Annotated in this window: 9 protein-coding genes and 2 pseudogenes; 6 read left to right on the forward strand and 5 right to left on the reverse strand. The window is 67.3% G+C overall.

All coding sequences use genetic code 11. The annotated features are described in order from the left end of the window. Window positions 1-32: 32 nt before the first annotated feature. A complete protein-coding gene (locus ACFWVP_RS02480) occupies window positions 33-389 on the reverse strand; it encodes a tetratricopeptide repeat protein (protein WP_384493082.1) in 357 nt (118 codons plus the stop codon). A gap of 120 nt (window positions 390-509) precedes the next feature. Here ACFWVP_RS02480 and ACFWVP_RS02485 point away from each other — a divergent pair, with 120 nt between their 5' ends. Further along, a complete protein-coding gene (locus tag ACFWVP_RS02485) occupies window positions 510-1475 on the forward strand; it encodes a pirin family protein (protein WP_384493083.1) in 966 nt (321 codons plus the stop codon). A gap of 325 nt (window positions 1476-1800) precedes the next feature. After that, a pseudogene (locus ACFWVP_RS02490) lies at window positions 1801-2022 on the forward strand (transposase family protein); the annotation flags it as partial. A 66-nt stretch (window positions 2023-2088) separates the two neighbouring features. Here ACFWVP_RS02490 and ACFWVP_RS02495 read toward each other — a convergent pair. Together ACFWVP_RS02495 and ACFWVP_RS02500 are read right to left on the reverse strand one after the other, a co-directional pair. After that, complete coding sequence (locus ACFWVP_RS02495; protein ID WP_384493294.1) at window positions 2089-2586, reverse strand: SMI1/KNR4 family protein; 498 nt, start codon at window positions 2584-2586, stop codon at window positions 2089-2091. 57 nt (window positions 2587-2643) lie between these two features. Then, on the reverse strand, window positions 2644-3396 hold the full coding sequence (locus ACFWVP_RS02500) for a transposase family protein (RefSeq protein ID WP_384493084.1): 753 nt from the start codon (window positions 3394-3396) through the stop codon (window positions 2644-2646). Between the two features lie 365 nt (window positions 3397-3761). Between ACFWVP_RS02500 and ACFWVP_RS02505 the strand changes: the two genes are divergently transcribed. After that, on the forward strand, window positions 3762-4298 hold the full coding sequence (locus ACFWVP_RS02505) for an RHS repeat-associated core domain-containing protein (RefSeq protein ID WP_384493295.1): 537 nt from the start codon (window positions 3762-3764) through the stop codon (window positions 4296-4298). Window positions 4299-4747: 449 nt separating this feature from the next. On the opposite strand, the pseudogene ACFWVP_RS02510 reads toward ACFWVP_RS02505, so the two are convergent. After that, window positions 4748-4902, reverse strand: a pseudogene (locus ACFWVP_RS02510) (IS110 family transposase); the annotation flags it as partial. A 206-nt stretch (window positions 4903-5108) separates the two neighbouring features. Here ACFWVP_RS02510 and ACFWVP_RS02515 point away from each other — a divergent pair. Further along, window positions 5109-5264: a hypothetical protein gene (locus ACFWVP_RS02515; protein ID WP_010059700.1), complete on the forward strand. Its 156-nt coding sequence runs from the start codon at window positions 5109-5111 to the stop codon at window positions 5262-5264. Window positions 5265-5681: 417 nt separating this feature from the next. On the opposite strand, the gene ACFWVP_RS02520 is transcribed toward ACFWVP_RS02515, so the two are convergent. After that, window positions 5682-6029, reverse strand: coding sequence for a hypothetical protein (locus ACFWVP_RS02520; protein ID WP_384493085.1), 348 nt, complete (start codon window positions 6027-6029; stop codon window positions 5682-5684). 484 nt (window positions 6030-6513) lie between these two features. Between ACFWVP_RS02520 and ACFWVP_RS02525 the strand changes: the two genes are divergently transcribed. Then, a complete protein-coding gene (locus tag ACFWVP_RS02525) occupies window positions 6514-10830 on the forward strand; it encodes a HAMP domain-containing protein (protein ID WP_384493086.1) in 4317 nt (1438 codons plus the stop codon). Further along, entirely contained in the window at window positions 10827-13403 is a 2577-nt protein-coding gene (locus ACFWVP_RS02530) for a SpoIIE family protein phosphatase (RefSeq protein WP_384493087.1), read from the forward strand. Before ACFWVP_RS02525 ends, ACFWVP_RS02530 begins: the two co-directional genes overlap by 4 nt. Window positions 13404-13616: the final 213 nt, after the last annotated feature.

Here is a 13616-nt window from a genome sequence, read left to right on the forward strand (position 1 = left end):
CCGCCCGGGTCCAGACCCTCCGCCCCGTTCCGCTACCGCACCGCGTCCGGTCCGAAGTCGCCCGTCAGGGCGGCGGCCATCCGCAGGTGCGGGGCCGCCTCCGCGGCCCGGCCCTGGCGTTCGAGGGTGCGCCCGAGCATCAGCCGCGCGTAGTCCTCGACGGGGTCGAGCGCCAGCACCTCACGCAGTTCCGCCTCGGCCTTCGTCAGCCGCGCCGAGTGGTAGTAGGCGCGCGCCAGCAGCAGGCGCGGGGCGACCTGCTCCGGCACCTCCTCGACCAGCCCGCCGAGGATGCGTGCCGCAGCCACGTACTCCTTCGCCTCGAAGAACAGCCGCGCCCGGTCCCAGCGGTCGGCGGGCGTACCGAATTCGTAGTAGGTGTCGTCCACTTCTCCTCCTCGGCCGAAAAGCTTGCAGATGCGTCAACACAGTAGAGTAGTTCAACATTCCACTAAAATTTCGGCGTGGGGACCGGTGCTCCGTGTCCGCCCGGGAATAGGTTGAGCACCATGAGCAATCTCGATCGCCAGGCCACACCCTCCGTCTGCGGAGGGCGGGGTTTCGTTGTCGCCGAACCGGTACGTGAACTCCTCACCCCGCGCCGGGTGCAGCTCGGCGAGTCCACGGAGGTCCGCAGGCTGCTGCCCAATCTCGGGCGCCGGATGGTCGGAGCCTGGGCTTTCGTGGATCACTACGGCCCCGACGACATCGCGGAGGAGCCCGGGATGCAGGTGCCCCCACACCCGCACATGGGTCTGCAGACGGTCAGCTGGCTGCACGACGGTGAGGTGCTGCACCGTGACAGCCTGGGCAGCCTCCGGACGATCCGCCCCCGTGAGCTGGGCCTCATGACATCCGGCAGGGCCATCAGTCACTCCGAGGAGAGCCCGAAACCCCACGCCCGGTTTCTGCACGGCGCCCAGCTCTGGGTGGCCCTGCCGGACGCCCACAGGAACGTCGAACCCCACTTCCAGCACCACACCGACCTGCCGACCGTCTCGGCACCGGGCCTCACCGCCACGGTGATCCTCGGCGAACTCGACGGGGCCACGTCACCCGGTTCGGCCTACACCCCGATCGTCGGAGCCGACCTGGCCCTCACGCGCGGTGCCGAGGCCCGGCTGCCCCTCGACCCCGACTTCGAGTACGCCGTGCTCTCGATGTCCGGCGAGGCGGAGGTCGACGGTGTCCCGGTGCTGCCGGGCTCGATGCTCTACCTCGGCTGCGGTCGCACGGAGCTCCCGTTGCGCGCCGCATCCGATGCGGGGCTGATGCTGCTCGGCGGTGAGCCGTTCGAGGAGGAGATCGTCATGTGGTGGAACTTCATCGGGCGGTCCCATGAGGAGATCGAGGCGGCCAGGCTGGACTGGATGGAGGGCCCCCGGTTCGGTGAAGTGAAGGGCTACGACGGCGACCGGCTCTCTGCTCCCGCCCTGCCGCCGGTGGCGCTGAAACCTCGGGGAAGGGTGCGCTGAGCTGCGCCGATGTGGCCCGCGCCAAGCGCGCCCCTTGTCGCGGCAACTCGGCTCCATGCTCATGAGCGGAATCGGTCGAGCGCCTCTCCGGAAGCTTCCGCCGCACGTGCCCGGGATTCCGAGGTGTGGTCGTGCGCGAGCAGCTTCGGTAGACCCGATGCTGACCCGATGCCGACTTTGCTGACGGGGTGTCAGGCGAATTCGCGTCATGGTCTGGCTGGTCTGCTGTCTGTGATGAGCGGACTGGGTACCTGGGGCTGGAGCTTTTCCTGACTCGTGGCAGTTGAGCGAACGAGGGGTACTCGCACATGGCCCACAACGGGCCGGGGCCGGCCCCTGGGTGACCACGCCCATCAGACGGCTTCCCGGCCAGGACCTCACCACAACCCAACAGACAATCAACCGAGCCCTGTCAGCGGCACGAGCACCGGTCGAACGAAGCGTCGCGCGACTCAAGTCCTGGCAGATCCTCCGCCGGGCCCGCTGCAGCCCCAACCGGATGACCGTCATCGCCGCAGCCATCCTCACGCTGGAACGTCAACGCTGATGAATCTCATTGCCGTTCCAGGGTGAGGACGGATTAACAATGACCGTCATCCGGTTGGGAACCGTCTCACGACCAGACAAGTCGACCTTCGGTGAACCGACAGACCGGGGAGCTTCCATCGGCGATCCTCGTCAGCGTCTCCGCCAAGGAGTCGAAATACTGGGCCATCGATTCGTACTCGCCCGTGACCGTGACCTCACCCACGAACCATCTGCCGACGCGGCCGTCCCGCACATCGATGAACTTTCCCATCCAGCCGTCCTGGTCCGACAGGAACGGGATCCACTCGTTACGCCAGAACGGATTGTCCGGCTGGTCCGCGGGGTCGAATCCACCGGGCATGGAGCGGTTCGCGTAGAGCCTCTCCATCGCCCGGATGCCCAGAAAGAAGCTTCCCTCGTCGGGGAACCCGTCGAAGCCGCAACATGCCACTTCGTCGTCGACGTCTTCCTCCGGCAGATCCAGATTGTTCTGCAACAGCCACGTCCGCAGGTCCCCATGCAGGGAGATCCCCATCCGTTCCTCGGCTGCCGCGAGCATCTGCTCCGTAGCGGGCCCTGGCAGATTTGCGTGATCGGCCGGCGCGTGCTCCCGAAGAAGACTGAGCCTTTTCCATCTTGATCAGGTGGCGAGTTCGAGTGCGACGACAGCGCGGACGACGGCGGTGATCCGGGTGGTGCTGCAACGGAGTTTCTGCAGGAGCCGCCAGCATTTGAGGGTGGCCATGGCGCGTTCGCCGAGGCTGCGGATCTTGGCGTGATCGCGGTTGTAACGTCGGCGCCAACCGCGCGGATTCTTGCCCCGGAACGGGACGCGGACAGCAGGACCTGCGCCCTGGTATGCCTTGTCCGCCCAGCACTTGATGTCGTCAGCGGCGAGAGCGGCGGCGATGTCGTGGGTCCGGGCCGCGGTCAGATCGTGCACGGCTCCGGGTAGCGCGTCCGAGGCCCAGATCAGGCGTCCGGCTGGATCGGCGAGGACCTGCACGTTCACCCCGTGGTGCTTCTTCTTCCCCGAGTAGTACGGGCGGTCGGCGGCGATACGGTTGATGGGCAGCACGGTGCCGTCGAGGATCACGTATGCCTTCTTGCGCACCGTCGTCATGGCCTGGGTGAGCGTGGGCGCGAGGGCTGCCAGGAGGTCGACGGCCTCGCGTATGTATCGGTGGGCGGTAGCGATCCCGATGCGGAATCCTGCTGCGAGTCGGGCATAGGTGTCGCCACAACGCAGGTGGGCCAGAACGAGCAGGGCCTGCCGGCCGCAGGTGAGGCGGCGCCACCGGGAGCCGATCCGGCGGCGGTGACCTGCGAGGAGGCCGGAGAGGTGTTGCAGGGTGCGGCTGGACAGATCGATGCCGGACGGGTAGACAAGCACGCTAAAGCTCCTGGCGGACTGGTGATCTTGGTCGTGAAACCCGTCTACCAGGAGCTTTCTTCATGCCCACAGCCGGGGCTGCAGGTCCAACCACCCGTCAGGTTGGAAACAGCTCACTCATCACACGCGACCAACTCTCAGTCACACTCATCGCCCTCTGTCCTCTGTCCTCTGTCCTCTGTCCTCTACAGGTTGTCTCCGTCCGGTTACGACACTGCGGAGGTTGGGAAGTATCGGCCGGACAACCTTGCAGGGATGGTACTTCGAGCGTGTGTTCCATCCCTCCTCGCGATCATCTTCCGCCCTGAAGCGCAGGGTCGGCCCCTCAGCGAAGTGACCGCTCGCGACTTTTCACAGACAACCCACTGTGCCCGGCGGGCCCAGCCAGCCGAGGAGCTTCCAGGACTCAAGCGAGGGTCACGGCGTCACCCTGGAGTGGCGAAGCTGAAAACGCTCACTGGCTCGGCGGCCACCAGCGGTCCGGTGAAGCCGTCACGGGGCTCACCCTCATGGGCGTCCGGCTGTACGACTCGGCCACGGGACGCTTCCTGTCGATCGACCCCGTCAACGGCGGGAGCTGCAACCGCTACGACTACGTGTGCGCCGATCCTGTCAACATGCTTGACCCCGACGGACGCATGGCCGTCGCGGCGCTCGTCGGTGCCGCAGGTCTCGGAGTCAGCCTGGGCACTGTGCCGGCCGTCATCGGCGCGGCTGCCGTCGTGGCCATCATCGGCCTCAACTGGTGCAAGGGGAAGAGCTGGGCGATCCGCAAGGTCAAGACCCTGTGGAGGGAAGCAAGGAAGTCCGGCGAGGAAAAGGCAACGACGTTCCCGGCTTCGCGAAGGGGTAGCGTAAGAAGGCCGGCGAATCCCTCGACCGGGCGACGGACCGGGTCATGAAGGGCGGCGGCTACCGGCCGCCTCACAAGAAGGGGCCCGCAGCCGACGCCTCTGCAGAGGGACAGCTTGCGCTACGCCGCAACTCGACCGCAGTACGGGTGCAGCGTCTGCGTAGTGGCGCGGCCTCCGCTTCGGATTACCGAAGCGGATCGCGGAATAACTGACGTCCGTATCGTGAAAGTGAGCAGCTTCGCGTGGGTTCGGTCGGCGGCCGCACCGACGCTGGCGCCGGTCCGTGTGCAATCCGACAGTCTTGATTCATGGGTGCCGGGGCTTCGCTATGAGGCAACAGCGAGGCGTCCTGCTCGCCGAGGCGGGTGAGAGCGAATGGTGGTATTCGTGCGGCTCCCAGTCGGTTCCCGGCCCCGGACGGGGGTGCACTGCGTCGAGCAGGGTGCGGGCTTTGCCCCCTGTTCGTCGGTGACTGTCCGGGGCCGCCCGCGGTGCGCGACGGTGAGGGTGTCGGTGCCCGGGAGTGGACCGTCTGTTCGTCCGATGCGTGGAAGACCTCGTCGAGTAGCCGGGCGGTCACGCGGGGGGCCTTGAGCCGGATCAGCTCGACGAGCCTGCGGCGGTCGGCCGGTCGCGGGCCGGCCGAGGATCCGGGCGGCCCCGGCCCAGTTCGGCAACCGCTTCGTGAAAAAAGTTTCGAGGGGGTGCGTGAATACCGTGTCGCCGGGCACAAGAGCTATCGCACCGAGGTTTTGGGATTCGGCGGCAGCCGGGATCTACCAACCAAGGAGCAAACTAAGACCGTTGTGAAACTTGTACACACAGTGTCCGAGTCGGACTTGACGATGGGATCTTGAAATGATCATTCTTGGGCTTATTCTGCTGATCATCGGCCTGCTTGTCGGCATGGGACTGCTGACGACGATCGGCGGCATCCTCATTCTGGTGGGCGCCATCCTGTGGATCCTGGGTGCGACCGGTCGTGCGGTCGGTGGACGCAAGCACTTCTTCTAACCTAGATTTGGCAGTGGTCCTGGGGTGTTGATCGGTCCGGCAGTTCACCCGTAATTTCCTCGACCGGTTGAGGGCGGTTCGTTACGCCCTCAACCGGTCGAGGGCGTTTTCGTCGCGTGACGCTGCGGGTGCACCGGGTTCCACGGGCCCGGAGCGTGCGGGTCGTCCCCTTTCCCGGCCTTCGTCGGTCGGCGTCCGGTCTCAGACGACGGCCGGTAGTCGGGTGAGTCCGGCCGGTCCCCGCGTGCTCGACGTAGCACCCGTCGGGCAGGAGTTCTTCCTGGTGTACGAAGTCGCGGTCGTCGATCCACATCCCTAGGAAGGGGTGTGCCGGGTCGTGGTCGGGCGCGCCTTCGGGGCCCGCCGCGGTGGTGGTGTCGGCTGTGTCGAGGGAGCGGCCCTCATAGAGGCGACCTGTCAGCCAGTGACCAGGATGTTGAGGTGGGTGCCCCCGTGCCGGCATCGCGCCGACGGGTTTTCGGGGGCGTCGGCCAGGCGCAGGACGGCGATGTCCGCAGCCTGGCCGAGGGTGAGGGAAGCGCTCGTGCGCGGTGTGGTGAAGTCGGTGGCCGCGGGCAGGACGAGGGTGCCCGTGCAGTCGATGACGATCATGCGGTCCTCGCCGGCCGCGGTCAGCAGGCCGGGACCGACGCCCACGATCACGGTGCCGCCGATGAGGGCGTCGGCGTCTCGCCGGCCGCCCAGCAGCGGATTGCCGGTGATGACGGTGCCGCCGGTCAGCAGCAGCGGCCGTCCGGTGCGCACAGTTCGCGCGGTGTCTCGTCATCACGGCGCGGGAGGGCGCGGGGGGCTCCACGTCGGAACGGTGCAGTCGTCGTCAGGCGGCAGGGGTGTTCGGGACGTACTCCCGCCCCGCGCGCCCTCGGCGCGCGGGGCGGCAATGTAGACGTCGAGGACGTGGCCGTCCTGGGTGGTGATGCGGAGGGCTGCCTCTGCCTGATGCCGACTGGGAAATGAGCGGCGTACGGCCGAAAGCTGAAGCTCGCGCATACGGAGGCGTCGATAGTGATCACGGTGGAGCCGAAAGGCTCCTTCGGAGCCTGACATGCATTCCCGGCCGTGATTCAGATCACACGCCCGCCGCTTTTCGCTGTGATTCGCGCCGAGGTAGCCTTCCCCGTATTTTGCCGCGGGACAACTGTTCCGTTCATACAGAGGGAACAGAGTCACGGCCGCGGCGCGTCCTGCCTTCCGGCTGGGCTCCTGGTGAGAGTAACGAGGATTGGTCATGACTGAGACGACGGCCGAGAACTCGCGTCCGGTACCGCGGTCACGTGCACGTGTCGTTGGCAAGGTGGGGGAGCCGGAGCTGCGACAGCTGCTGGCCGGGCTGACAGCGGTACGCGACGGTGACTTCGGCACACGACTGCCGGACGAGGCGGACGGCCTGCTGGGTGAGATCGCGGGCGTGTTCAACGGCATGGTCGACCAGCTGTCGCTGTTCACCTCCGAAGTAACCCGGGTCGCCCGCGAAGTCGGCACCGAAGGGACACTGGGCGGTCAGGCGGAGGTCCCCGGAGTTTCCGGCACCTGGGCGGATCTGACCGATTCGGTCAACGCGATGGCGGGCAACCTCACCACCCAGGTCCGTGACATCGCCCATGTCGCCACGGCGGTCGCCAAGGGCGATCTGTCGCAGAAGATCGACGTGGACGCGCGGGGCGAGATCCTGGAGCTGAAGAACACCATCAACACGATGGTCGACCAGCTGTCATCCTTCGCCGACGAGGTGACGCGGATGGCGAGGGACGTCGGCACCGAAGGCATCCTCGGGGGTCAGGCCGACGTCAAGGGGGTCTCGGGCACCTGGCGAGACCTGACCGATTCCGTGAACTTCATGGCCGGCAATCTCACGGCCCAGGTGCGCTCCATCGCCCATGTCGCCACGGCGGTCGCCAAGGGCGATCTGTCGCAGAAGATCGACGTGGACGCGCGGGGCGAGATCCTTGAGCTGAAGGAGACCATCAACACGATGGTCGACCAGCTGTCCGCCTTCGCCGATGAAGTCACCCGCGTCGCTCGTGAGGTCGGCACGGAAGGACGTCTTGGCGGGCAGGCAGACGTGAAGGGTGTCTCCGGCACCTGGAAGGCCCTCACCGAGTCGGTCAATGTCATGGGCGACAACCTGACCGCCCAGGTGCGCTCCATCGCCCAGGTGACCACGGCTGTGGCCCAGGGCGATCTGTCGCAGAAGATCCGCGTCGACGCGCGGGGCGAGATCCTGGAGCTGAAGGAGACCATCAACACGATGGTCGACCAGCTGTCGGCGTTCGCTGACGAGGTCACCCGCGTCGCCCGCGAGGTGGGCACCGAGGGCAATCTGGGCGGACAGGCGACCGTGCGGGGCGCCTCCGGCACCTGGAAGGACCTTACCGACAACGTCAATGTGATGGCCTCCAACCTGACCGGCCAGGTGCGCTCCATCGCCGACGTGGCCAATGCCGTCGCGCGCGGTGACCTGTCGCGGAAGATCACGGTCGAGGCCAAGGGTGAGGTCGCCGCACTGGCCGAGGTCATCAACACCATGGTGGACACCCTGTCCGCGTTCGCCGACGAGGTGACCCGCGTGGCACGCGAGGTCGGCACCGAGGGCCAGCTCGGCGGCCAGGCCCGCGTGCCGAACGTGGCCGGCACCTGGAAGGACCTCACCGACAACGTCAACTCGATGGCGAACAACCTGACCGGGCAGGTCCGCAACATCGCCCTGGTCACCACCGCCGTCGCCAACGGCGACCTGTCCAAGAAGATCGACGTCGACGCCCGCGGCGAGATCCTGGAGCTGAAGACGACCATCAACACGATGGTCGACCAGCTGTCGTCCTTCGCCGCCGAGGTCACCCGCGTAGCCCGCGAGGTGGGCAGCGAGGGCCGGCTCGGCGGGCAGGCCGAGGTCGAAGGCGTATCCGGTACGTGGAAGCGCCTCACCGAGAACGTGAACGAGCTGGCCGGCAACCTCACCCGCCAGGTGCGGGCCATCGCGGAAGTTACCAGCGCCGTGGCCGAGGGCGATCTGACGCGGTCTATCACGGTCGACGCCTCCGGCGAGGTTGCCGAGCTGAAGGACAACATCAACTCGATGGTCGGCTCCCTGCGTGAGACGACCCGGGCCAACCAGGAACAGGACTGGCTGAAGTCCAGCCTGGCCCGGATCTCCGGGCTGATGCAGAGTCACCGGGACCTGGCCGTGGTCGCCGAGCTCGTCATGGACGAACTCACTCCGCTCGTCGCCGCCCAGTACGGCGGGTTCTACCTCGCGGAGGATACGCCGGGGGGCACCGAGCTGAGACTCGTCGGCTCCTTCGGCCGCCCTGTCGACGCCGGGTACAACCGCTTCAAGCTGGGGGAGTCCCTGGTCGGCCAGGCGGCTCTCAGCCGACGCGTCATCGCCGCCGATGGTGTTCCCGCCGACTACATCAGCATCTCCTCCGGACTCGGCCGGACGGCACCCGGCAGTCTGATCGTGCTGCCGATCGTCGTCGACGACCAGATCCTAGGCGTCATCGAGCTGGCCTCCTTCACCACGTTCACCCCCATCCACCGGGACTTCCTCGAACAGCTCATGGAAGCGCTCGGGGTGAACGTCAGCACCATTGTCGCCAATGCCCGCACCGATGAACTGCTGGGTGAATCGCAGCGGCTCGCCGGCGAACTCCAGTCGCGCTCCGAGGAACTGCAGGTCCAGCAGTATGAACTGCAGCGCTCCAACGCCGAACTGGAGGAGAAGGCCGCCCTGCTGGCCGCACAGAACAGCGACATCGAAGGAAAGAACCTGGAGATCGAGCAGGCACGGCAGGAGCTGGAGGACCGCGCCCAGCAGTTGTCGCTCGCGTCCAAGTACAAGTCCGAGTTCCTGGCCAACATGAGCCACGAGCTGCGCACACCGCTCAACAGCCTACTGATCCTGGCCCAGCTGTTGGCCCAGAACCCGACCCGCAATCTCACCGCCAAGCAGGTCGAGTACGCCGGCATCATCCACTCGGCGGGTTCCGACCTGCTCCAGCTGATCAACGACATCCTCGACCTGTCGAAGGTCGAGGCCGGAAAGATGGACGTGAACCCGGAGGTTGTCGCGCTGCGGCAGTTGCTCGACTACGTCGAGGCCACCTTCCGGCCGATGACCACTCAGAAGAACCTCGACTTCACGATCACCACCGCGCCCGGCGTACCGGTCGACGTGCTGACGGACGACTCGCGGCTTCGCCAGGTGTTGCGGAACCTGCTCTCCAACGCGGTCAAGTTCACCGAACGCGGAAGTGTGGAGCTGCGTATCGAGCCGGCCAGCTACGGAGAGCTGCCACGCCCCGTGCAGCGCGGCGGCGCCGTCGTGGCGTTCCGGGTCAAGGACACCGGGATCGGTATCGCAGAGCAGCAACTGGAGGCAATCTTCGGGGCGTTCCAGCAGGCGGACGGTACGACCAGCCGCAAGTACGGGGGCACCGGGCTGGGTCTGTCCATCAGCCGGGAGATCGCCCAACTGCTCGGCGGCGCCCTCACCGCGGAGAGCGTCCCCGGCAAGGGCAGCACCTTCACCCTCTACCTGCCCGCGGCCCGCGCCGACTTCCAGCACGAGTCCCATGGCGTGAACGAAGGTCTCTCCGCGGGCGGCGGACAGTACAGTGACGAACGGTCCGACGTGGCAAGGTCGGCTCCCGAAGCCGCAGAGGCACGTGGGCCGCGCCGGCTGCTGGTGATCGAGGAGCGTCAACGCGGATTGTTGTCCCTTGTGGCCGAGAGCGCCGTCGCGGAACTGGACGGGGGACACACCCACGACGACATTCAACTGGTCGCGGCGGTCGGACCGCAGGAAGCAGCCAGCGCCCTCGCCGCCGCGCCGTTCCACTGCGTGGTCCTCGAACTCGACATGGCCAACAGCGAAGCCCTGCGCTTTCTCGACGCGATGGACGGCGACGCCGCACTGCGCACCGTGCCCGTACTCGCACACAACAACCGCCGCCTCGACGCCGCACATGAGCGGACGCTGCAGTCGCGCGCCCAGAAGCGACCACTGGAGCTGCTCTCCAGCCTGGACGAACTACGCGAACGGATAGCGCTGCACCTCTCCGCCGAACAGCCCGGCGACGTCGTGCCCCTGGTCCGCGCAGGGGAACCCGGGCCGGAGGGTCCGCAGAGAGTCGACGACGTTCTTCACGGCAGGACCGTGCTGGTCGTCGACGACGACGCCCGCAACCTCTACGCCCTCAGCGGCATTCTGGAGCTCCACGGGATCCAGGTCCTGCACGCTGACAACGGCCGCAAGGGAATCGAGGCCCTTGCCGAGAACCCGGACATCGACTTGATCCTGATGGACGTGATGATGCCCGAGATGGACGGCTACGCGGCTACGGCCCAGATCAGGCAGATGCCGGCACACGCGAAACTTCCTGTTATCGCGGTCACCGCGAAGGCGATGCCCGGAGACAGGGAGAAGAGCCTCGCCTCCGGCGCCAGCGACTACATCACCAAGCCGGTGGACGCCGACGACCTCATCGCCTGTGTGCGCCGTTGGCTCAACACCCAGCCCCACGATGCGGGGGTGCTGTCATGACATCCTGTGAGAACAGCGAAAGGGGCGGAGACCCTCTCGCCGCCGACCGCGGACAGGGCCCGGACCACCCGTCCACGACGGCGCCTGCCGTCACGGAAGGCGCCGCCCCCATGGTGATCAAGTCGATGGAAGCGGGACTCAGCACCGAGGTCGAGGTGGCCGGCACCCTTGATACCGCCCACCCGAGTCGACTGCCTGGTGCCACGCGACAGAGCGCAGCGGGACCGCAGCAGGAGACGACCGCAGTCGGCCGCCTCGCGGCTACGGTCGAGAGACTTCGTGAAGAGGTGAGGGCAGCCCATGCGGCCGCCGACGGCAGGGCGCTGGTCGAGATCGCCAAGGGCATCATGATCGAGCGGCTGCAATGCGGACCGGCTCCGGCGGCGCGACAACTCGCCGAATTGGCGGAGAAAGCCGGCCTGTCCCAACTGGAGCTGGCCGCGGACATCATCAACGACGCCGCGCGCGACCAGGTGGCCGAAGCCGCAGGCGACTTCGTGAGACGGGCGAACGGCGACCTCAAGGACGAAGAAGGGGCCGGCTCCTCCGTGGCCGTGCGTCTGCGGACCGCGGAGAGCGCCGCGCTGGCCGCCGGCGATACCCAAGCCGTCGCGGAGTCCCTGCTCGAACATGCCCTCGAGCCACTTGGGGCCATGGCCGTGGCCGTGTGGGCAGCAGGTTCGGACGCCTCCTTCACCTTGCAGGGTCACGCCGGGTTCAGCGCCGAGGAGGCAGGGCGCTGGCGTTACGTACCACCGGGCGTCAGGACCGTCGCCCGGCAGGCCCTCTGCGAACGCCGTAGCATCCGCGTCGACTCCATGTCAGCCGCCGGGGTGCCCAGTATCGGGCACACCCAGATCCCGGACGGTGGCCGAGTCGCGCTGCCTGCCGGAACCGGCGGACGGATCCACGGCGTTCTGGAGATCTGCTGGGCCGAGCCGCTCACGCCGCACTCACCAGCCATCACACGCCAGATCGAAGCCCTGGCCGAACTGTGCGCCCACACTCTCGAAGGTCTGCCGTCCTGCGGCGAACAGCGGCCCGGGTCGCCGGAGACGGCCGAGTTGTCCGAACTCGTGGACCTGGCCGACGGCCTCTACGACCCCGCGCTGGTACTCACACCGCACCTCGACGCGGCAGGCCACCTCACCGACTTCCGCATTCGCCACGCCAACAGCCGCTTCCTGGACCCGGCGGGACGCGCGCGCGGCGCCGTCCACGGCGCCCTGCTGCTGGAGGCATATCCCATGGCAGCCGGCGAGAGTGAGCTCTTCGAGAAGATCGAGCATGTCTACGCCACCGGGGAGCCGTTCCGCGCTCAACGGATGACGCTGACAGCCCTCGTCGACCAGGTGCCGCTCGCGACCGTCGCCGACCTCAGCATGACTCGTCACAGGGGGGCCGTGCTGCTCATCTGGCGTATCGAGGACGAGACCGCGCGGCTCGCCAACCTGCTCCAGCACGCACAGCGCCTCGGTCGTATCGGGGGCTTCGAGGAGAACCTGGTCACGGCCGAAATCACCTGGAACGGGCAACTCTTCGACCTCTACGGACGGGCATCCACCGACAATCCGGTGTCACTGCAGGACCTCCCCGATCACGCCCACCCGGACGACGCAGTCGCCATCGGCCACTTCCTCCAGGCGGTGCTTCACCACCGCCGTGCCACCTCGACGGCCTTCCGCCTTCAGCGCCCCGACGGCGTCACGCGCCATATCCGGGTCATCGCCGAGCCGGTCCTCGACGCCGACGACCGGCTCCTCGCCGTACGCGGGGCCTACCAGGACATCTCGTCCCAGCACTGGACCGAGGTGGCCCTTGCCGCCACCCGAGATCAACTCGCCCATACCGAACAGGAATTCGCCGAGCGTAACCGCCTCGCGCGGCAGCTCCAGCACGCCATCATGCCGCCGACCCGCGGCCCGTTGGACGCTCCAGGCATCCAGGTCGCCGTGCGGTACCGGCCCGCAGAATCGGATTCCCAGGTGGGCGGGGACTGGTACGACGCTGTCGTCCTGCCGTCCAAGCGGATACTGCTCTGCGTCGGGGACATCGCCGGCCACGGGATCGAGGCCGCCACCGGGATGGTGGTGCTGCGCAACGCCCTGAGGGGTCTCGCGGTCACCGGCGCGGGCCCGGGCCAACTGCTGTCCTGGCTGAACATCGTCGCTCACCACCTGACCCAACAGGTCACCGCAACAGCGGTCTGCGGCCTTTACGACCCCGACACCCGCGTACTGCGCTGGGCGCGGGCAGGTCACTTGCCGCCGGTACTGGTGCGTGGACGGGAAGCCAGTACACTGCCGCTGCTCGGCGGGCTTCTCCTCGGAGCGCTCTCGGAGGCGCAGTACGAGGAGTCCGAGATACAGCTGGAGCCGGACGACACACTGCTGATGTACACCGACGGCCTGGTCGAACGCAGAGACACCGCGCTCCAGGAGTCCCTCGCGCAGCTGCTCAGCGCGGCCCAAGCGCCGGAGTCGTCCCTGGAGCGCAGACTCGACAGCCTTCTCACCCACAGTAGGTCCGACACCGATGACGACACCTGCCTCATAGGTATACAGGTGTCGTGAACTTGATCGTTGCCCGTCGACGGCCGTTGATCAACTGGCCGGAGCAAGCGCGTCAGGCCGAGCGGTGACGTCCGACCGGCAGTCGGACAGGCTGGCAGTCGGACAAGAGTGCCGCGCATTCGTGAGCGCTCGGCCGGCACAGTCCGTCCCAGGTGGACATGGCCCTGAGTACGGCCGCCAGGTGAAATCTCGCGGATCGGGGGGCGTCCCGGT

Origin of the sequence: Streptomyces sp. NPDC058637, assembly GCF_042717325.1 — a bacterium.
Classification (GTDB): domain Bacteria; phylum Actinomycetota; class Actinomycetes; order Streptomycetales; family Streptomycetaceae; genus Streptomyces.